At 33.1% G+C, this 19749-nt stretch carries 21 protein-coding genes; 15 read left to right on the forward strand and 6 right to left on the reverse strand.

The annotated features are described in order from the left end of the window. Positions 1–7 precede the first annotated feature (7 nt). Positions 8–1486: a bifunctional phosphoribosylaminoimidazolecarboxamide formyltransferase/IMP cyclohydrolase gene (gene purH, locus BHU61_RS02440; protein ID WP_111714457.1), complete on the forward strand. Its 1479-nt coding sequence runs from the start codon at positions 8–10 to the stop codon at positions 1484–1486. A gap of 9 nt (positions 1487–1495) precedes the next feature. Beyond that, complete coding sequence (purD, locus tag BHU61_RS02445; RefSeq protein WP_111714458.1) at positions 1496–2728, forward strand: phosphoribosylamine--glycine ligase; 1233 nt, start codon at positions 1496–1498, stop codon at positions 2726–2728. A gap of 29 nt (positions 2729–2757) precedes the next feature. Here purD and BHU61_RS13645 read toward each other — a convergent pair whose 3' ends face one another. Then, a complete protein-coding gene (locus BHU61_RS13645; protein ID WP_255724817.1) occupies positions 2758–2889 on the reverse strand; it encodes a hypothetical protein in 132 nt (43 codons plus the stop codon). A gap of 140 nt (positions 2890–3029) precedes the next feature. On the opposite strand from BHU61_RS13645, the gene auxA reads away from it, so the two are divergent. The 5 genes from auxA (at position 3030) to ptsP (ending at position 8444) form a co-directional block, all read left to right on the forward strand. After that, positions 3030–4310, forward strand: a complete 1281-nt coding sequence (gene auxA / locus BHU61_RS02450) for a lipoteichoic acid stability factor AuxA (RefSeq protein WP_111714459.1) — start codon at positions 3030–3032, stop codon at positions 4308–4310. A 200-nt stretch (positions 4311–4510) separates the two neighbouring features. Then, the gene (locus BHU61_RS02455) at positions 4511–5680 is read left to right on the forward strand and encodes a class I SAM-dependent rRNA methyltransferase (protein ID WP_111714460.1); all 1170 of its coding nucleotides are present in this window, start codon (positions 4511–4513) and stop codon (positions 5678–5680) included. Positions 5681–5754: 74 nt separating this feature from the next. Then, positions 5755–6288, forward strand: coding sequence for a DUF697 domain-containing protein (locus BHU61_RS02460; RefSeq protein ID WP_111714461.1), 534 nt, complete (start codon positions 5755–5757; stop codon positions 6286–6288). Positions 6289–6468: 180 nt separating this feature from the next. After that, on the forward strand, positions 6469–6735 hold the full coding sequence (locus tag BHU61_RS02465; RefSeq protein WP_099580678.1) for a phosphocarrier protein HPr: 267 nt from the start codon (positions 6469–6471) through the stop codon (positions 6733–6735). Next, positions 6732–8444 carry a phosphoenolpyruvate--protein phosphotransferase gene (ptsP, locus tag BHU61_RS02470; protein ID WP_111714462.1) on the forward strand — a complete coding sequence of 571 codons (1713 nt, stop codon included), beginning with the start codon at positions 6732–6734 and terminating at the stop codon, positions 8442–8444. Before BHU61_RS02465 ends, ptsP begins: the two co-directional genes overlap by 4 nt. A 44-nt stretch (positions 8445–8488) precedes the next feature. Here ptsP and BHU61_RS02475 read toward each other — a convergent pair whose 3' ends face one another. Then, a complete protein-coding gene (locus BHU61_RS02475) occupies positions 8489–9319 on the reverse strand; it encodes a metallophosphoesterase (RefSeq protein ID WP_170122435.1) in 831 nt (276 codons plus the stop codon). Continuing rightward, a complete protein-coding gene (locus BHU61_RS02480) occupies positions 9312–9545 on the reverse strand; it encodes a glutaredoxin domain-containing protein (RefSeq protein WP_111714464.1) in 234 nt (77 codons plus the stop codon). Before BHU61_RS02480 ends, BHU61_RS02475 begins: the two co-directional genes overlap by 8 nt. A 216-nt stretch (positions 9546–9761) precedes the next feature. On the opposite strand from BHU61_RS02480, the gene BHU61_RS02485 reads away from it, so the two are divergent. Genes BHU61_RS02485 through BHU61_RS02495 form a run of 3 tightly spaced genes read left to right on the forward strand, consistent with a single transcriptional unit; the run spans position 9762 to position 12799 of the window. Continuing rightward, on the forward strand, positions 9762–11105 hold the full coding sequence (locus BHU61_RS02485; RefSeq protein ID WP_111714465.1) for a cytochrome ubiquinol oxidase subunit I: 1344 nt from the start codon (positions 9762–9764) through the stop codon (positions 11103–11105). Next, positions 11105–12124, forward strand: coding sequence for a cytochrome d ubiquinol oxidase subunit II (locus BHU61_RS02490; protein WP_111714466.1), 1020 nt, complete (start codon positions 11105–11107; stop codon positions 12122–12124). Before BHU61_RS02485 ends, BHU61_RS02490 begins: the two co-directional genes overlap by 1 nt. Before the next feature lie 12 nt (positions 12125–12136). Next, positions 12137–12799 (forward strand): potassium channel family protein, encoded by a 663-nt coding sequence (locus BHU61_RS02495; RefSeq protein WP_099580690.1) that lies wholly within the window; start codon positions 12137–12139, stop codon positions 12797–12799. Between the two features lie 37 nt (positions 12800–12836). On the opposite strand, the gene rnjA is transcribed toward BHU61_RS02495, so the two are convergent. Then, complete coding sequence (gene rnjA / locus BHU61_RS02500; protein WP_111714467.1) at positions 12837–14549, reverse strand: ribonuclease J1; 1713 nt, start codon at positions 14547–14549, stop codon at positions 12837–12839. Further along, entirely contained in the window at positions 14550–14762 is a 213-nt protein-coding gene (locus BHU61_RS02505) for a DNA-dependent RNA polymerase subunit epsilon (protein WP_099580694.1), read from the reverse strand. Positions 14763–14997: 235 nt separating this feature from the next. Here BHU61_RS02505 and BHU61_RS02510 point away from each other — a divergent pair, with 235 nt between their 5' ends. Further along, positions 14998–15774, forward strand: a complete 777-nt coding sequence (locus BHU61_RS02510; RefSeq protein ID WP_111714468.1) for a Cof-type HAD-IIB family hydrolase — start codon at positions 14998–15000, stop codon at positions 15772–15774. A gap of 11 nt (positions 15775–15785) precedes the next feature. Beyond that, complete coding sequence (locus BHU61_RS02515) at positions 15786–16049, forward strand: hypothetical protein (protein ID WP_111714469.1); 264 nt, start codon at positions 15786–15788, stop codon at positions 16047–16049. Between the two features lie 43 nt (positions 16050–16092). Here BHU61_RS02515 and def read toward each other — a convergent pair whose 3' ends face one another. Further along, a complete protein-coding gene (def, locus tag BHU61_RS02520; protein ID WP_111714470.1) occupies positions 16093–16647 on the reverse strand; it encodes a peptide deformylase in 555 nt (184 codons plus the stop codon). A gap of 123 nt (positions 16648–16770) precedes the next feature. On the opposite strand from def, the gene BHU61_RS02525 reads away from it, so the two are divergent. From BHU61_RS02525 to BHU61_RS02535, 3 genes are all read left to right on the forward strand, one after another. Continuing rightward, on the forward strand, positions 16771–17403 hold the full coding sequence (locus BHU61_RS02525; RefSeq protein ID WP_170122436.1) for a YkyA family protein: 633 nt from the start codon (positions 16771–16773) through the stop codon (positions 17401–17403). A gap of 192 nt (positions 17404–17595) precedes the next feature. Beyond that, positions 17596–18711 (forward strand): pyruvate dehydrogenase (acetyl-transferring) E1 component subunit alpha, encoded by a 1116-nt coding sequence (gene pdhA, locus BHU61_RS02530; RefSeq protein WP_111714472.1) that lies wholly within the window; start codon positions 17596–17598, stop codon positions 18709–18711. A gap of 3 nt (positions 18712–18714) precedes the next feature. Then, the gene (locus tag BHU61_RS02535; RefSeq protein WP_111714473.1) at positions 18715–19692 is read left to right on the forward strand and encodes an alpha-ketoacid dehydrogenase subunit beta; all 978 of its coding nucleotides are present in this window, start codon (positions 18715–18717) and stop codon (positions 19690–19692) included. Positions 19693–19749: the final 57 nt, after the last annotated feature.

The following is a 19749-nucleotide window of genomic DNA, read 5'->3' on the forward strand; positions in this document are numbered from 1 at the left end:
GTCGACAATGAAAAAAGCATTATTAAGTGTATCTGACAAAACTGGCATTATTGAATTTGCACAAAATTTAGTAGCAAATGACTATGAAGTATATTCTACTGGTGGAACTAAAAAAACTTTAGAAGAAAATAATATACCCGTAAAATCAGTGAGCGAATTAACTAACTTTCCTGAAATTATGGATGGAAGAGTAAAAACATTACATCCTAAAATTCATGGTGGTATTTTAGCGGATCGTGATAATAGCGAACATGTTGCAGCATTAAAAGCCCATAACATTGCCCCAATAGACCTTGTTGCAGTAAACCTTTATCCGTTCGAAGCCACGGTAGCTAAACCAGATGTTACTGAAGCGGATGCAATTGAAAATATCGATATTGGTGGACCAACAATGTTACGTTCTTCTGCTAAAAACTTTAAACATGTTATTACAGTAGTTGATCCGTCAGATTACAATACAATAATTGAAAAAATTAAAGCAGATGCGGTTGATTACGAATTCCGTAAATCATTAATGGTAAAAGTATTTTCTCACACAAATAAATATGACGAAGCGATAGTAAACTTCTTTAGCAATAATAAAGAATCATTACGTTATGGTGAGAACCCTCATCAAGCGGCTGAATTCATAAAAACGAGTGACGCAAATAATACATTAGCAGGTGCGAAACAATTGCATGGTAAGCCGCTAAGCTTTAACAATATTAAAGATGCAGATGCTACCCTTTTCTTAGCGAAACAGTTTGATATGCCTGCAGCAGTGGCTGTAAAACATATGAATCCTTGTGGTGTTGGAACGGGCAGTACAATTCAGGAGGCTTTCCAAAATGCTTATGATGCGGATGCACAAAGTATCTTTGGGGGTATTGTTGCAGTGAACCGTGAAGTTGATAAAGCAACTGCTGAAATTATGCATTCAATATTCTTAGAAGTTATTATTGCACCAAGCTTTAGCAACGAAGCTTTAGCAGTGCTTACGCAAAAGAAAAATTTACGTTTACTTGAAATTGATATGACGATTGAAGATAAAGAAAAAGAATTTGTTTCTGTTTCTGGCGGATATTTAGTACAAGATAAAGATTTATTAAACGTTAAAAAAGAAGACATGCGTGTTGTAACAAATACACAACCTACAGAAGCACAATGGAAAGCGATCGAATTAGGCTGGAAAGTAGTAAAAAGTGTGAAATCGAATGCCATTGTTTTAGCGAATGAAAAACAAACTGTCGGTATCGGTGCTGGTCAAATGAACCGCGTTGGTTCAGCTAAGATTGCCATTGAACGTGCAATTGAAATAAATGATAATGTAGTCATGGCAAGTGACGGATTCTTCCCGATGAGTGATACTGTTGAAACAGCACATGCTGCCGGTATTAAATGTATCGTTCAGCCAGGAGGATCAATTAAAGATCAGGATTCAATCGATAAAGCAAATGAATTCGGTATCACAATGGTTATGACAGACGTTCGTCATTTTAAACACTAGGAGGCAGTTATGAAAGTATTAGTTATTGGTTCTGGTGGTAGAGAACATGCTTTAGCGCGTAAGGTTGGTCAATCTGAACGCGTAGATGAGGTATATGTAATTCGAGGCAATGAAGCGATGGCAAAAGAAGCTAAAGTCATTGATATCGCAGAAAATGACCATGATGCAATTGTGAAGTTTGCAAAAGACAATCAAATTGATTTAGTCGTTGTAGGTCCGGAACAACCATTAATTGATGGATTAAGTGATCGTTTAACAGAAGCAGGTATCAAGACGTTTGGTCCGAATGCAAATGCAGCCCAAATGGAAGGATCAAAAGATTTTGCAAAAGTATTAATGGAAAAATATAATATTCCGACAGCAAAATATAAAACAATCAACTATAAAACAGAAGCAATCGCCTATGTGAAAGCACAAGGAACACCAATCGTCATTAAATATGACGGATTAGCAGCTGGTAAAGGTGTAGTAGTTGCAATGGATGATGAAACTGCCTTTGACGCTATTAATGATTTTTATACAGAAAAGGATGCTAAAGTTGTCTTTGAAGAGTACCTTGAAGGTGAGGAATTTTCACTGATGGTATTTGTAAACGATGATTTCTGTATTCCGTTTGATACGATAGCTCAGGATCATAAACGTGCATATGATGGTGATAACGGACCAAATACAGGAGGCATGGGTGCATACTGCCCTGTAAGTCATATTAGTGATGAAATAATCGAACGCACAAATAATGAAATTGTTTATCCTATCGTTGAAGCGATGCATAAAGAAGGACTCAATTATTTCGGAATACTTTATGTTGGTGCTATTGTAACTGCAGAAGGTCCGAAAGTCATTGAATTTAATGCAAGGTTTGGTGACCCTGAAGCACAAGTTTTATTACGCCGATTAGAAACAGATTTCATTGATTTGATTGAAGCGGTTGATCAAAAACAACCTCTTGATTTAGTATGGAGAAATAAGACGATATGTGGTGTAGTTCTTGCGTCAAAGGGATACCCGGGTAATTATGATAAGGGAACGGTTGTTAAAGGATATGATTATCAGCAAGATTATATTGTATCGGCTTTAAAACAAGTAGACGGTGAATGGGTCACTACAGGAGGCAGAGTAATGATTGCTCTAGGAGAAGGTCATGATTTAGCAGAGGCTCAGTCAAATAGCTATAAACTTGTTGAAAATATTAAAAGCGATGGATTGTTTTATCGAACAGATATTGGTAATAAAGGTATTTAAAAAAGTCGCCAATTTGGCGACTTTATTTATTATTCAAATGTTTTTTGGATATCTTCTTTTGTTTGCTCGTTGCCACCATTTTCATTCTCTTGCTCTTGCTTATCATTATTTTCTTTTGCTTCTTCAGCAGCTTCTTTAATTTCTTCGTATTTGTCAGTCATACTAACTACCTCCTATACTTGTTATGTTTTATTTATTCCCTGAATTAAATAGGTTAAACATTCTCATACTTAAGGATGATTTTTTATGATTTAAAAGACATTTAATAAGTATTTTCATATAATGGTAGAGAGGTGGAATTATGAACTGGATTAAAACACATTTTGAAATACTAATTGGCTACTTTATAGCTGCCATAAGTATATTTTTGGGTATTTTTATTATTTATCATGGCAATCAGATTGCGCATTTTAAAGATATAGATATCAATAAATTACATATGTATAACTTTTTTGATTTTATTAATATTTATATTTTTGAATTAATTAAACTATTAAGCCATTATATCAAAAATTATCCTGCTATTTACGGCGTTCTATTAATTATTATAGGTTTATCATTTATCTATATTTCAAGAAAGCTTAAAGAAACGACCATTTTTGATAAAACGATCGCATACTATTATCTTTTAGCAGCAAGTATCATTTTGCTTGTAATCATCATCTTTTTATTTGAAGTATATGGTATATTTTCATTGTTTTATTTATTATTTTTTATCTTTCTTGTTTATTATACGATTAATCGCCGTAAACTCAATGAGCATTACCGTAAATTTCATTTTGTGGTATTGATTGGAGTATACGGGATAGCTTATTTTATGTCACAACTTGCTGTCTATGATAATTTAAATAAAGAAAAAGTATCACCGTTAGATGTGATGAGTATTAACTTTTATTTTATAGTACTACTTTTAATTGCAGCATTATGTTTGTTTAATTATGTTTTCCTGAAAAGAACATTACCAACAAAAAATGATGATCATGAAAAATTAAGTCGCCGCAATAAAAAGAAAAGAGATTTACAAATCAATCAGAAGTTACAGGAAGGAACAAATTCAACGATTGAAAAACTATCAACAACGTCGTTAAAGGTTGATGAAAAAATAATATTATGCTTTAAAAGAGCGATTAATTCTATTAAAGATAAAATTAATCTTGAAGAAGAAGACATACCTTCGTGGTTTAAACGTCCAAGATGGATAAGGTCATTTCATATTGAAATTTTACTTAGTGCATTAATGTTCGTCATTACAGTTATTGAACTGAATAATCGTAATATCTTATTTGATGCAAGTAAATTTAATGTCGTAAAAATGCAATATTTCTATGAATGGATTAATCTTGTTGGACTACTGATGATTATCATAGCATATATTTATTTCTCTATTAGAATTCATTTCAAAAGAAAAGGATACTTTGGTCAACTTTTTACAATTTCTTTTTTGACGCTAAAAATTGTGACGAGTATTTATTTAATGGTATTTAAAGGTATAAACTTAGCACTGTTTATCCCACCTATTTTATTGATGATGTTTATGTTTGTTGTACCGCTGTATATTATTCACATACGTAAACGATATTAATACGCGTGATATAACACACCGCTTAATTAATTTGTGAAATTATTGTTGTGTACTACAACAATACGGTATATAATCAAAGAGTAAACATTAACCCATGGGGATGGGAGTTAATTTTTCCGAATATATATCACGCAGTTGCCTCTGATGGCAACTGCCGTTTTTGTGTTATAGTAAAATTATCAAACTAAAGGAGTACAAACATGAAAAGCGTATTACTCAAAAAAAATAAACAGGAAAAATTTAAACAAGGTTATCTTTTAATAGAAAATGATGATATTTATCAAAAAGATGATATCCATGAGGGAGAATTATTTATTGTTCAAAGTGATACCGGCCAGCATTTAGGTACATTTTATTGTGGATTACAAAATAGAGGATTTGGCTGGAAAGTTAGTGAAGGCTATGTATCAGCTTTAGAGACATCATACTTTATTAATTTATTTGAAACTGCTAAAGAATTTAGAGCGTCTTTATTCAATGCGACTGATACAAATGCATTTCGACTATACAACGGTGAGGGCGATGGATTAGGTGGCTTCACGATAGATAGTTATGATGGACATTTATTAATTCAGTGGTATTCAAAAGGAATCTATCAGTTTAAAACTGTGATTGTAGAAGCAATTCAACAAATCTTTGAATATAAAAGTATATTTGAAAAACTTAGATATGATAAAAATGTGACGACTCACCAAATAACTGATGAAACTATTGAATTTCCAATAATGATCTTAGAGAATAATCTCAGTTACATGATTGATTTAAATGACGGTGCTATGACCGGTCTATTTCTGGATCAACGAGATGTACGTAAGAAATTATTGAAGCTTGAGACGAAAGGAAATGACTTCCTGAATCTATTTGCTTATTCGGGTGGCTTTTCTATTGCTGCAGCAACGAATAGCTATAAAACTACAAATGTGGACATTGCAAAGCGATCTATTGAACTGATGGAACAGAATTTCGCTATTAACGAATTACCTTTAGAATCTCAGAAGTTTTATACTTTAGATGCGTTCGATGCATTGAAATATTTTGCGCGTCATCTTAATACATTTGATGCGATCATCATAGATCCACCTAGTTTTTCACGTAATAAGAAAAAAGTATTCTCTGTAAAAGATAATTATCATGAACTCATAGAGGCTGCTGTTCCGCTCGTGAACTATAATGGTTATTTAATTTTATCGACGAATGCTTCTAATGTACCGTTAAAACAATTTAAAAAAATGATAACAGATACGCTAACGCCATTATGCCAATTTGAAATTGAATCAATTATGGGTCTTCCTAAAGACTTTAAAACAACTGATAAATATAAAGCTTCGAAATATTTAAAAGTAATTACAATTAAAATCTTATCAGAATAAAACTTTTAGATTAAAACTAAATTATTTAGGGAATATACTCTTAAGAAATTTGATTAAATTTTAGAGGTGATAATATGGGTATTTTAAATTCAGCAATTAATATAGCGACCAATGCTATGAATAAAGATCAAAAAGTTAAGAAAGAAATTAATCAGCTTCCTAAAAATGAAAGTGATTTAATTGATCGTCGTGAACGCTCGGAAAAATTAATTCATAATAAATCGTTAATGAGTTCAGCAGCAGCAGTTGTTCCGATTCCTGGCATTGATGTGACTGCAGATATGAAATTAATGTCAGATATTATTGAGGAAATTAATGCAGTATATGGTTTAAGCCATAAACAAGTGAGTGGTTATAGTGATGAAATGAAACAAAAAATAGTTTTTTCGGCTGCTAAAACAGGCAGCGATTTCATAGGTAAAAAAATTACTAAAGGATTAGTAGCTGTTTTATTTAAAACACTGCTTCGAAGAGAAGTACTGAAACAATCGAAATGGGTACCGGTTATCGGACAAGCTGTCTCTGGGACAATAAGCTATTATATGATGCAAAAGTTAGGCAAAGCACATATTGAAAAATGTGAAAAAGTAGCAAGAGAATTAATGTAAATCAAAAATTTAAATTTTACAAGTTTCAGACATTTTGATATTTGTAGTGATAATTGTCTAATATAATACGTTGAATTAATTGAAGTTAAGGGATTTATTTGATATATTATCTATCGTATAGACTAATAAAGTTATATATAAAATAAACTGTTGCAAATGCAACCAAAGGAGACTTTTATTATGGAACAACAATCTTACGTTATTATTGATGAAACAGGTATTCATGCACGTCCAGCAACAATGTTAGTACAAACTGCTAGTAAATTTGAATCAGATATTCAATTAGAGTATAATGCAAAAAAAGTTAACTTAAAATCAATTATGGGTGTAATGAGTTTAGGAGTTGGCAAAGATGCTGAAATCACGATCTATGCTGAAGGTTCAGATGAGAAAGAAGCGATTGAAGCTATCTCTGATGTTTTAGTTAAAGAAGGTTTAAGTAAATAATGGAACACATTAAAGGGATAGGCGCATCTGATGGTGTAGCGATTGCTAAAGCCTACCTTATGATTGAACCTGACTTATCTTTTTCAGATGAAAAAGTTACAGATACAGCTGCTGAAGTTGAAAAATTTAAAGCAGCTGTAAATCAATCAAAAGTAGAGTTAACGCAAATCAGAAATAATGCTGAAGTTGCATTAGGACCTGACAAAGCTGCTATATTTGATGCACATTTGTTAGTATTAGAAGATCCGGAACTTATTAACCCAATTGAAGAAAATATTAAAAATAATCAATCAAACGCTGCAGCTGCTTTATCTGAAGTAGCTAATAATTTTGTTACTATCTTTGAATCGATGGATAATGAATATATGAGAGAGCGTGCAGCAGATATTAAAGACGTATCAAAACGTGTTTTATCTCACATTTTAGGCGTTACATTACCAAATCCGACGTTAATTGATGAGCCAGTAGTAATTATTGCAGAAGACTTAACACCTTCAGATACAGCTCAATTAAATAAAGATTTTGTTCAGGGATTTGCTACTAATATCGGTGGCCGTACTTCTCACTCTGCAATTATGAGCCGTTCATTAGAAATTCCTGCTGTTGTTGGTACAAAAAATATTTCTTCACTAGTTAAACAAGGTGATTTTGTAATCGTAGACGGTATCGAAGGTGAAGTGATTCTTAATCCTGATGAAGCTACAATTACAGCCTATAAACAGAAGCAATCTCAATTTATTGAGGAGAAAGAACTACTTAAACAACTTGTTAATGATAAAACTGTAACGTCTGAAGGAAAACATGTTGAACTTGCAGCAAATATTGGAACACCTGATGATTTAACTGGTGTTGTAAACAATGGCGCTGAAGGTATTGGTTTATATCGTACTGAGTTTCTATATATGGGACGCGACACTATGCCTTCTGAAGATGAGCAGTATGAAGCGTATGCTAAAGTTTTAAAAGAGATGAATGGTAAACGTGTAGTAGTAAGAACATTAGATATTGGTGGAGATAAAGAGTTACCTTATCTAAACTTACCTAAAGAAATGAATCCTTTCTTAGGGTACAGAGCGATACGTTTATGTCTTGCACAACCTGAAATTTTCAGACCTCAACTTAGAGCTTTATTACGTGCATCTGTTCATGGTAATTTAAGTATCATGTTCCCTATGATCGCAACAATTAACGAATTCCGTGAAGCAAAAGCTATTTTAGAAGATGAAAAAGCTAACTTAACGAAGGAAAACATTAAATTTAGCGATAATATTGAATTAGGCATCATGGTTGAGATTCCATCAACAGCAGCTATGGCTGATATCTTTGCTAAAGAAGTTGATTTCTTTAGTATCGGTACGAATGACTTAATTCAATATACAATGGCTGCAGACCGTATGTCTGAGCGTGTTTCTTATCTATACCAACCATATAACCCTGCAATTTTAAGACTTGTAAAACAAGTCATTGATGCGAGTCACAAAGAAGGTAAGTGGACAGGTATGTGTGGAGAAATGGCTGGAGATACAACAGCTATTCCATTATTATTAGGATTAGGCTTAGATGAGTTTTCAATGAGTGCGACGAGTATTTTACGTGCTCGTCGCCAAATTAAAAACTTAAGCCAAGTTGAAATGTCTAAACTTGCTGAGCAGGCATTAAATAGTTCAACACAAGAAGAAGTAATCTCTTTAGTAGATGCTTATCTATAATTCAACAAAATAAAGAAGAAGCTGAAATCATTTCAGCTTCTTCTTTATTTGATATAGATTTTTGTTATTTGAGGTTTAGCGAAAAACCTGATTGGCAGATGTGTACTACCAAGACCACGGGAAACATGAAGATACATGCTATGTTTTTTATATTTCAAATTAAATAAACCTTTTAAATATTTTCTTCCTAATGATGGTTTAATTGGTGCACCAAGCATAGGAATAAAAATTTGTCCCCCGTGACTATGGCCAGATAATTGGAGGTCAACATTGAATTTCTTTACAAAATCTGCATAATCTGGTTCGTGTACTAAAGTAATAGTGTAGTCATTGGGATGATTTCTGTTTCGTATTGCCTGTTCGATATTTCCGGAAGCATTAAGAATATCATCAGTACCACATATATATATTTCTTCGCCATCATAATTAATATATTTACCAAAGTTATTCAGCACTGTTATATGACTATTAGTCAATACTGTTTCTAAATCATGTGTTAAGTGTGTACGCTGATCATGATTACCATAAGAAAAGTACACGCCTAAAGGGGCTTTAATTGTTTTTAGTAATGGTATATAATCATTAGGATTTTCTTTAAACACTTCTAAATTATCAAATAAATCTCCGGTAATCATGACGATATCAGGTTGTAGTTTATTGATTATTTTAATGTGTTCTATTAAATCATGATAATTATACTGAAAGCCGACGTGTAAATCTGAGATATGTACAATTGATAGCGGTCGAGCATGGTGTAATCTCAAGCCTTTAATAGTTATATTATCTACATCAACATTTTTGGGATTGGAATGGAATAATGGTACTAAACTTTTTCCGAAGCGGTCTATCATGCTATACATTAATAACTTAATCATTTTTAGTCTCCATATACTTTTCAATGGCTTCGATATCTGGTGTATAGAATAATTTTTCATCTATTTTTATAAGTGGGGTACTCAAAGCATCGTAATCAATCATCTCTATTTTATATGCCATATTTTTGATATTTTTTTCTTTAAATTGAAGTGAAGATTGTCTGAAGTAGTTTTTAATAAATTCGCATGGTGGACAATTATCTTGTGTGTATATTTCAATATTCATATCATTACCTCTTTTACTACTTTTTAATAACTATAAATACTATAGCGATTTCAGACAGAATTATCAATATTAATGGTATTATGGTCAAATGTAATTTAAATCGTTCGAAGATGATCACATATTTGTCACAAAACTGTTAGGCGTTTCTCTTTATATTCCTTATAAGGTGTATTAAACTTAAAGAAATGTGAGTACAATCACAAAAGGAGGATATACATGGATGGTGTTGTGTTAAGTCGTTTATTAACAGCGATGACGTTAGGTTTTCATATTATTTTTGCCACAATAGGTGTTGGAATGCCACTGATGATAATGATTGCGGAAGGGTTAGGCATAAAATATAATAATCCGAAATATACGGCAATGGCAAGACGTTTTGCAAAAACATTTACAATCACAGTAGCTGTAGGTGTTGTTACAGGAACGATTATCGGTTTACAGCTGTCATTATTATGGCCATCTTTTATGCAGTTGGGTGGTCAGGTTATAGCATTACCACTCTTTATGGAAACATTTGCATTCTTTTTTGAGGCAATTTTCTTAAGTATATATTTATATACATGGGATCGCTTTAAAAATAAATGGACACATTGGTTACTTAATATACCAATTATTATCGGTTCAACATTAAGCGCATTATTTATCACAAGTGTAAATTCATTTATGAATACACCGGAAGGATTCAAAGTAAAAAATGGAGTGCTAGTAGATATTGATCCAATTCAAGCAATGTTAAATAGCTCATTTTTAGTGCGTTCTTTCCATGTTGTAACAACAGGTGGAATGACAATAGCTTTTTGTATCGCAAGTGTAGCAGCCGTAAAATTATTACGTAATAAATTTCCAGAAGATAAAGATTATCACATGAAATCTTTAAAAATGGCGATGATTGTAGGGTTGATTTTTAGTTTATTGACGATATTAGCGGGTGATTTATCAGCGAAGTTCCTGCACAATGAACAACCGGAAAAATTAGCGGCAATGGAATGGCATTTTGAAAGTGATAAAAATGCTGACTTAGTCTTATTTGGTGTTCTTGATGAAAAAACACAGGAAGTAAAAGGCGCAATAAAAATACCTGGTATGTTAAGTTTTCTTGCTGATAACAGTTTTGATACGACTGTTAAAGGATTAGATGAAATACCTAAAGATGAACAACCCCCTTTGATCATTCATTATTTCTTCGATCTTATGGTGTTCTTCGGTATGTTTAGTTTTGCTGTCAGTGTACTATATGTAATATTAAATAAAGTTAAAAATAAGTTAGCAACGCATAATTTCATGCTATATCTCATTGCTTTAACTGGACCTCTGTGCATGTTAGCTATTGAATTTGGATGGTTCCTAGCTGAGATGGGACGTCAACCATGGTTATTACGAGGTTATATGAAAGTTGCTGAAGGTGCTACGCATGCAGATGGTGTGAGCCTTGTGCTTGTTGCTTTTGGATTACTTTATCTTGTTTTAGGTTTTTCATGTAGCTACGTATTACTCCGTATGTATAAAGATAAGCCGGCACAATTTGATGTAGAGCAATTTGCCAAAGGGGGTGCCAAATAATGGATTATCAACATATTGGTATTTTAGTATTATGGACTTTTCTATTTGGTTACGTTATTTTAGGAGCAATTGATTTCGGTGCCGGTTTCTTTATTTTATATGCGAAACTTACATCACAGGAAAATGAATTAAAAGACGTTATATCAAGATATTTGAATCCTGTATGGGAAGTTACTAATGTATTTTTAGTGTTCTTCTTCGTAGGTATTGTAGGATTTTTCCCTGATACAGCTTATTATTTCGGTTCAACTTTGTTGCTGCCTGTAAGTATAGCGCTAATACTGCTTACAATACGTGGATCATTTTATGCATTTGAAACGTATGGGAAAGACTCTAAACTTGCATGGGTAGCCTTATATGGTATTTCAGGATTACTGATTCCTGCAGCTTTTTCAACAGTATTAACCATATCAGAAGGTGGCTTTATCACAAAGACTGCTCAAGGTGTTGAATTGAAATGGTTCGAATTATTAATGAGTCCATTTGCATGGAGTGTTGTATTTTTATGTATCATCTCAGTGTTATATATTTCTTCAGCATTTTTAACAGTTTATGCACACAAAGCAAAAGATAGACCTGCGTATAAGATACTTCGAACATGGTTTTTAATATGGGCATTACCTATGCTTGTAATTTGTCAGTTTACATTTTTGAGTTTAAGACAGCAAAATAAAGAGCATTTCGATGTTGCAACAGGACAATACTGGTGGTTATTTGGACTAAGTATCGTATTTTTCTTGATTGCTTTTGCGTTATATTATTTTGAAAAAAATCTTGAAATAGGCCTTATCATGGTCATTCTGCAATTTGCTTCTGCATTCTATGGGTATGGGATTTCTAAGTTACCTTATATTTTATATCCTTATGTCAATATGGACAAAGCTGTTGTAAATGAAACGATGGCATTTGGATTAGTTGTGGTGTTTATTTTAGGTTTACTTTTATTACTTCCTTCTTTATATTTATTATTGAGACTATTCGTATTTGATACTGAATATGTTAAAGGTAAGAAGAAATAACGGAGGGGTAGTATGGAAAAAGAATTTGTAGTTATCGGTTTAGGACGTTTTGGTGGGAGCATTGTTAAAGAATTAAATGCATTGGATATGGACGTAATGGCTATAGATTCTGATGAAGCGCGTGTCAATGAATATGCAGATATTGCAACGCATGCTGTTATTGCAGATACTACTGATGAGAACGTATTAAAGAGTTTAGGTATACGTAACTTTGATCACGTGATCGTTGCGATAGGAGATAACATACAGGCAAGTATATTAACAACGTTAATCTTAAAAGATATCGGTGTAAAAAAAGTTACAGCAAAAGCGCAAAATGATTATCATGCGAAAGTATTAAATAAGATTGGTGCAGATACAGTTGTTCACCCTGAACGAGACATGGGAAGAAGAATTGCACATAATGTAGCAAGCTCTTCTGTATTGGATTATCTTGAACTTTCAGATCAGCATTCGATCGTTGAGATACGTGCCGGAGAAACACTAGCTGGCAATTCTATACTTGATTTAGATATACGTGCAAATTATGGATTAAATATTATTGCAGTTAAACGTGGTAAAGAAATAATTGTATCACCAGATCCAAGTGTAGTTATTGAAAATGGAGATATATTAATTATGATTGGCCATGATAATGACTTAAATCGTTTTGAGAAAAAGATTATTAATGACTAAATTATCGAAATAAAAATAGACCCTTGCGGGTCTATTTTTATTTTGTCGTTTCTTGTTCAACAAGTTGTTCGTTATTTTTATTAACATCCATAATCATCGGTAAGATCATTGGTTTTCGTTTCGTCTTTTCATATAAATACGGTGATAAATTTTCAGTAATGACATTTTTAATATGATGCCATTCGAGTTCTTCACCAGAATTTAATTTCTCGATTACTTTCTTTTTCAGTAAGCGACTTGCATCATAAATTAAATGACCTGATTCTCGCATATAGACGAATCCTCGTGAAATAATATCCGGACCACTAAGCAACTGATTTGTTTTAAAGTCAATACTCACAACGACAATAACAAGTCCTTCTTCAGATAATATTTTACGGTCCTTTATGACAACATTTCCGATGTCACCGATACCACTTCCATCAACGAGTATATTACCCGATGGTACACGACCAGCAAAACGAGCACTGTCTTTAGTCAATGCTAAAATATCTCCGTTCTCATGGATAAATACATTTTCAGGATTTACACCACAATCAATACCGAGTTGACCATGTAAACTTTGCATACGATATTCACCATGAATCGGCATGAAGAATTTAGGTTTCATTAATCTAAGCATTAATTTTTGTTCTTCCTGTGAACCGTGACCTGATGTATGAATATTTGATAGCTTACCATGAATCACATCAGCACCAGCTTTATATAATGCATTGATTGTTCGGTTAACACTTAATGTATTACCTGGAATTGGTGAAGATGAGAATATAACAGTATCATCTGGAATGATTGAGATTTGTCTATGTGTTCCGTTAGCGATACGAGATAATGCAGCCATCGGTTCACCTTGAGAACCCGTACATAAAATCAATAATTTATGTTTTGGGATACTATTAATTTTATTTGCTTCTACAAATGTTTCAGGTGGTACTTTAATATAACCAAGTTCAGTACCGATTTTAATATTATTTTCCATAGAACGGCCGAATATAACGATTTTACGATCGAACTTAACTGCCGCTTCAATAGCTTGCTGAACACGATATATATTTGAAGCAAATGTAGCAAAAATAATTCTGCCTGTACATTTTCTGAAAATCTGTTCTACGTTTTGACCTACTTCACGTTCACTGATTGTAAAGTTAGGAATTTCAGCATTTGTTGAATCTGATAATAGACATAACACACCTTCTTCACCAAGTTGTGCCATCTTTGCAATATTAGCAGGTTCACCAACTGGCGTGAAATCAAATTTAAAGTCACCAGTATGAACTATTTTTCCTTCTGGAGTATCAACGATAACACCATATGCCTCTGGAATAGAATGTGTCGTTAAATAGAAAGACACTTTTAAATGTTTAAATTCAAAGACACTGTCTTCTGTAATCGGATTTAACTGCGCAGTACGAAGTAAACCATGTTCTTCAAGTTTGTTTCGTATTAAACCCAGTGCAAGTGGTCCACCGTAAATTGGAACGTTCAACTGTTTTAGTAGGAAAGGGACGCCACCGATATGATCTTCATGTCCATGGGTAATAAATAATCCTTTTATTCGTTCCTGGTTTTGTACAAGGTAAGTATAATCAGGAATCACATAATCGATACCAAGTAACTCGTCCTCGGGAAACTTGATACCTGCATCAATAACGATAATTTCGTCTTGATACTCAACGGCGTAGGTATTTTTACCGATTTCACCCATTCCACCAAGGGCGAATACACCAACTTCATTTTTTTGTAAAGGCTTCATTTAGATAGTCTCCACACTGTAATTTTCAGCTTTTTGTTCGTACTCTAAGTGAGCACCTTTTAATTCCTGAACAAATTCAATGTTATAAGGACGATCGAGTAAATATCTTCTAACTTGTTCTTCGCTTACTGCTTCAAAATATTTAACTTGTGTGTTCTCACGAATAATTACTTCACTTTTGTCTTCTTGAAAAAATACTTTAAAAATTGCCATTAATAAATAGCCTCCTTATTATTATATACATAAAGAATGCCCTAGGAGTCTAGGGCTAAACATAAACCGTACAAGACATTTATATTAAATGTATAAGTATTATTATCTTACATGAATTAATACGGTAGTGTAAAGTCTTTGCATGCAACTTCTTCATATATATAATAATACATTTTTGAATTAATGCGTACAAAAAGGTAAACTAAAGGTAAATATACTGTACGGAGGATTACACATGAAGCGACATTTGATATTCTTTGATATTGATGGAACATTGTATAATGACGATAAAGAGATGAGTGAGCATACGAAAGAAACCATTAGAAAATTGCAGGAAAATGGACATATATTAGCGATTGCTACGGGTCGCGCACCTTTTATGTTACAAGAAGTAATTAAAGAAACCGGGATAACAAACTATATTTCATTTAATGGACAATATGCGGTGATGAATGGAGAAGTAATCTATGAAAATCCATTAGATATGGAAACTTTGAAGCAATTAGAGGAAGATGCAAGTTCAAATAATCATCCACTCGTATTTTTAAATGAACTTGAGATGGTATCTAATATTGAATATCATGAGCATATAAAGAAAAGTATTAGTACATTGAAGTTTGACCATCCAAGACACGAAAAAAATTACTATCTCGATAAACCAATCTATCAGACCTTAATCTTCAATACTGAAGAAGAAGATAAATTTTATGATGATCAATACGAAAAAATAAAGTTTATAAGATGGCATGAAGTTAGCCGTGATGTTGTGCCGGTAAACGGTTCGAAGTTTGAAGGCATAAAAAAGGTTAGTGAAACTCTAAATATCCCGATAGAAGATTGTATAGCAGTCGGAGACGGTTTAAATGATCTGGAAATGATTCAGGGTGTCGGACTAGGCATTGTAATGGGTAATGGAGTAGATGCATTAAAAGAAGTAGCAGATTATGTGACAGAAGATGTACATGAAGAAGGATTAACAAACGCATTTAAACATTTTAAACTGATAGATTAGGAGAAGATTAAATGGATAATATAACAAATATAAAAAAAGTCATTAGTAGAGCTGCCAATCATGAAACTTTAATATTAGATCACCTTGAGTTTAACAGAAGAGATAACGAAGTCATTATGAACTTTGTTTATCAAAAATTTAATCCGGTAGAAGTGCACACAGCACCACATGTTAATGATCCTGTTTTGATGGATGTAGAAACGATGCGAGAAGTAATTTCGTATTTAGAAGAAGTAGGTATTCGCTACGAAAAAAGAAAAGACGAATTTATTTAATGCAAAAAATCCGTTAAAACATTAAAGTTTTAACAGATTTTTTTTATTGCACTGCGATAGCGTTGTCCTGAACTGCCATCGGATTTTCTTTGTTGATATGATCATAGAACATTATACCATTTAAATGGTCAATTTCATGTTGAGCAACAATCGCAGCAAAATCTTTTAGACGTAATTTTACTTCGCTGCCATCAGGTTTAAATGCTTTAACAGTAATACGAGCATATCTATGAACTAAACCTGGAATGTTTTCGTCGACGCTAAGGCAACCTTCTCCAGTAGGTAAATAAGCTTTTTCAACACTGTGACTGATAATCTTTGGATTAATCAATTGATGTTCAACATATTTTTCAGTTTTTTCATCATAAAAATAAATAACAAGCATACGTTTATTATGATTAAGTTGAGGCGCAGCTATACCAACACCGCTACGCAATTTATATTTTTTTGAGAGTTCTTCATCCTGACTCATTTTAAGAAATTCTAGCATATCATCGATTAATTTTTGGTTCTCATTCGATAATGGTAGTTCAACTTCCTGTGCCTTTTCTCGCAAAGTTGGATGGCCATCTCGAATGATGTCGTTCATTGTTAGCATCGTAACATCTCCTCACTTTATTATTATAAAATATATCAGATAATCAGGGCAAATGCATTATATACATTGAAATAATATGTAAAAAAATATAACATTATAAGCAAATAAGAGGAGGCAATGTTAATGAAGCGTGTAAAAGGTATTATATTAGTATTCTTTGTTGTAATACTAGCAGCATGTACGAACAAAACAGCAAACTTAGAAGCTTTTTATCAAAAAATTGATGAAGCAAATACTAAAGAGCAGCAAATAGTTAGTGTAAGTGAAAAATTAGAGAAGCTAGAAAATAATAAATTGCAGCTATTTAATAAGGTGAATAAAGCGAAATCAGGAGAGATGACTGGTCTTGCAGATCAACTGATAAAAAATACGTCAGAACGTAAAGCAATCGCTAAAAAAGAAACAGAAATTATGTTAAAATCAAAAGAAATTTTTGATAATTCAAAGAAAGATGCAAAAGCAATAGAAGATAAAACGCAAAAGCAACAAGTAGAGAAGTTAGTCTCTGCTCTAGACGAGAAATATGCTAAACACTCAAATTTAATGACTTCATATCAAAATATTCTTAATAAAGAGAATGAATTATTTAATTATCTAAAAGAAGATACATTAGATAAAAACGTAGTTAATGAAAAAATCAATGTTGTTTCTAAATTATATAAACAGTTTCAGACAAAGACGGATGATTATACTAAGATAACACGACTTGTAGAACAAAATAAAAAGCCGATTGTAGAAACATTAAATAAGAACTAAGTATTGTGACAAAATTGTTAAAATGAAAGCGTTTACTGATATATAACAGTAAAAATATTGTAGTAATACAGTGTCGACAGCCATTGTTGTGACGCTGTTTTTTCTTTTATATCTTTTTCTTTATCTGTAGTACACAAATATGCTATGATAGATTATGTAATTAAAACATTTATGAAAGGTTTGGTGAAAAGAATGGCTCTTAAGAAAAAAGCCCCATTCGACGCTGTTTCAAATTTACGTGAAATCGAAGAAAAATTTGAAGTGGTTCAAGTATTAGATTTAGACGGAAATGTAGTTAATGATGCATATATGCCTGAATTAACGGATGAACAATTAGTAGAATTAATGGAAAGAATGGTTTGGACACGTGTGCTAGACCAACGTTCAATCTCATTAAACAGACAAGGTCGTTTAGGTTTCTATGCACCGACAGCTGGTCAGGAAGCATCTCAATTAGCATCTCATTATGCCCTAGAAAAAGATGACTTTATTTTACCGGGATATCGTGATGTTCCACAATTAATTTGGCAAGGTCTGCCATTAACAAAAGCATTTTTATGGTCAAGAGGTCATTATTTAGGTTCTCAAATGCCTGAAGGAATGAATGCATTATCACCTCAAATCATTATCGGTGCGCAATACATTCAAACAGCAGGAGTTGCGTTAGGACTAAAAAAACGTGGTACTCAAGCCGTTGCGATCACATATACTGGAGACGGTGGTACTTCACAAGGTGATTTCTATGAAGGTATCAACTTTGCATCTGCATACAAAGCACCTGCAATTTTCGTAATCCAAAATAATAACTATGCAATCTCTACACCACGTAGTAAACAGACAGCTGCTAAAACATTAGCTCAAAAAGCAGTTGCAGCTGGTATTCCAGGTATCGTTGTTGATGGTATGGATGCATTAGCTGTTTACTTTGCAACAAAAGAAGCACGTGACAGAGCAATTGCTGGTGAAGGTCCAACTTTAATCGAGACAATCACATATAGATATGGTCCACATACAATGGCCGGGGATGATCCAACACGTTATAGAACTTCAGATGAAGATGCTGAATGGGTTAAGAAAGATCCATTAGTTCGATTCCGTAAATTCCTTGAGAACAAAGGTTTATGGACTGAAGAAAAAGAAAATGAAATTATTGAAAAAGCTAAAGAAGATATTAAAAATGCCATTAAAGAAGCAGATGCAACACCTAAACAAACTGTTTCTCAATTAATCGAATTAATGTATACAGAAGAAATGCCTTTCCATTTAAAAGAGCAATATGAAATTTATAAAGAGAAGGAGTCGAAGTAAGTCATGGCACAATTAACGATGATCCAAGCAATAACAAATGCACTTCAAACTGAACTTAAAAATGACGAAAACGTTTTAGTATTCGGAGAAGACGTTGGTGTCAACGGTGGTGTGTTCCGTGCGACTGAAGGACTTCAAAAAGAATTCGGTGAAGATCGTGTATTCGATACACCACTTGCAGAGTCAGGTATTGGTGGTTTAGCGGTAGGTTTCACATTAACTGGATTCCGTCCGGTAATGGAAATTCAATTCTTCGGATTTGTATTCGAAGTATTTGATTCATTAGCAGCACAATTATCACGTCAAAGTTTCCGTTCTGGTGGAACGAAATCTGCACCAGTTGTTATTCGTTCACCATTCGGTGGAGGTGTCCACACACCTGAATTACACGCAGATAACTTAGAAGGTTTAGTAGCTCAAACGCCAGGTTTAAAAGTAGTAATTCCATCAAGTCCTTATGATGCAAAAGGATTATTAATTTCAGCTATTCGTGACAACGATCCAGTTGTATTCTTAGAGCATATGAAATTATACCGTTCATTCCGAGAAGAAGTACCTGAAGAAGAGTACACAATTGAAATCGGTAAAGCAGCAGTGAAACAAGAAGGTTCTGACCTATCAATCATTACTTATGGTGCAATGGTTCAGGAATCATTGAAAGCTGCTGAAGAATTAGCAAAAGACGGTCACTCAATCGAAGTCATCGACTTACGTACGGTTCAACCATTAGATATCGAAACGATTATTGCATCAGTTGAAAAAACTGGACGAGTTGTAGTGGTTCAGGAAGCTCAAAAACAAGCAGGTGTTGGTGCAGCTGTAGTATCTGAAATTTCTGAACGTGCAATTTTATCTTTAGAAGCTCCAATTGCACGTGTAGCAGCTGTTGATACGGCATATCCATACACGCAAGCTGAGAATGTTTGGTTACCAAATAAAGAAGACATCATTGCAGCAGCTAAAAAAACATTAGAGTTCTAATTTGAGTTTTAAAATTGAGTAAGAAGGTAATATGAAAAGTAACATTGTTTTAACTAT

Source organism: Macrococcus epidermidis, from assembly GCF_003259695.1.
In the GTDB taxonomy this organism is placed as follows: domain Bacteria; phylum Bacillota; class Bacilli; order Staphylococcales; family Staphylococcaceae; genus Macrococcoides; species Macrococcoides epidermidis.

Excerpts from the sequence above, each read along its gene's own strand:
- purH (WP_111714457.1), top strand. The coding sequence starts at position 8 with ATGAAAAAAGCATTATTAAGTGTATCTGACAAAACTGGCATTATTGAA.
- purD (WP_111714458.1), top strand. The coding sequence starts at position 1,496 with ATGAAAGTATTAGTTATTGGTTCTGGTGGTAGAGAACATGCTTTAGCG.
- BHU61_RS13645 (WP_255724817.1), bottom strand. The coding sequence starts at position 2,889 with ATGACTGACAAATACGAAGAAATTAAAGAAGCTGCTGAAGAAGCAAAA.
- auxA (WP_111714459.1), top strand. The coding sequence starts at position 3,030 with ATGAACTGGATTAAAACACATTTTGAAATACTAATTGGCTACTTTATA.
- BHU61_RS02455 (WP_111714460.1), top strand. The coding sequence starts at position 4,511 with ATGAAAAGCGTATTACTCAAAAAAAATAAACAGGAAAAATTTAAACAA.
- BHU61_RS02460 (WP_111714461.1), top strand. The coding sequence starts at position 5,755 with ATGGGTATTTTAAATTCAGCAATTAATATAGCGACCAATGCTATGAAT.
- BHU61_RS02465 (WP_099580678.1), top strand. The coding sequence starts at position 6,469 with ATGGAACAACAATCTTACGTTATTATTGATGAAACAGGTATTCATGCA.
- BHU61_RS02475 (WP_170122435.1), bottom strand. The coding sequence starts at position 9,319 with ATGATTAAGTTATTAATGTATAGCATGATAGACCGCTTCGGAAAAAGT.
- BHU61_RS02480 (WP_111714464.1), bottom strand. The coding sequence starts at position 9,545 with ATGAATATTGAAATATACACACAAGATAATTGTCCACCATGCGAATTT.
- BHU61_RS02485 (WP_111714465.1), top strand. The coding sequence starts at position 9,762 with ATGGATGGTGTTGTGTTAAGTCGTTTATTAACAGCGATGACGTTAGGT.
- BHU61_RS02490 (WP_111714466.1), top strand. The coding sequence starts at position 11,105 with ATGGATTATCAACATATTGGTATTTTAGTATTATGGACTTTTCTATTT.
- BHU61_RS02495 (WP_099580690.1), top strand. The coding sequence starts at position 12,137 with ATGGAAAAAGAATTTGTAGTTATCGGTTTAGGACGTTTTGGTGGGAGC.
- rnjA (WP_111714467.1), bottom strand. The coding sequence starts at position 14,549 with ATGAAGCCTTTACAAAAAAATGAAGTTGGTGTATTCGCCCTTGGTGGA.
- BHU61_RS02505 (WP_099580694.1), bottom strand. The coding sequence starts at position 14,762 with ATGGCAATTTTTAAAGTATTTTTTCAAGAAGACAAAAGTGAAGTAATT.
- BHU61_RS02510 (WP_111714468.1), top strand. The coding sequence starts at position 14,998 with ATGAAGCGACATTTGATATTCTTTGATATTGATGGAACATTGTATAAT.
- BHU61_RS02515 (WP_111714469.1), top strand. The coding sequence starts at position 15,786 with ATGGATAATATAACAAATATAAAAAAAGTCATTAGTAGAGCTGCCAAT.
- def (WP_111714470.1), bottom strand. The coding sequence starts at position 16,647 with ATGCTAACAATGAACGACATCATTCGAGATGGCCATCCAACTTTGCGA.
- BHU61_RS02525 (WP_170122436.1), top strand. The coding sequence starts at position 16,771 with ATGAAGCGTGTAAAAGGTATTATATTAGTATTCTTTGTTGTAATACTA.
- pdhA (WP_111714472.1), top strand. The coding sequence starts at position 17,596 with ATGGCTCTTAAGAAAAAAGCCCCATTCGACGCTGTTTCAAATTTACGT.
- BHU61_RS02535 (WP_111714473.1), top strand. The coding sequence starts at position 18,715 with ATGGCACAATTAACGATGATCCAAGCAATAACAAATGCACTTCAAACT.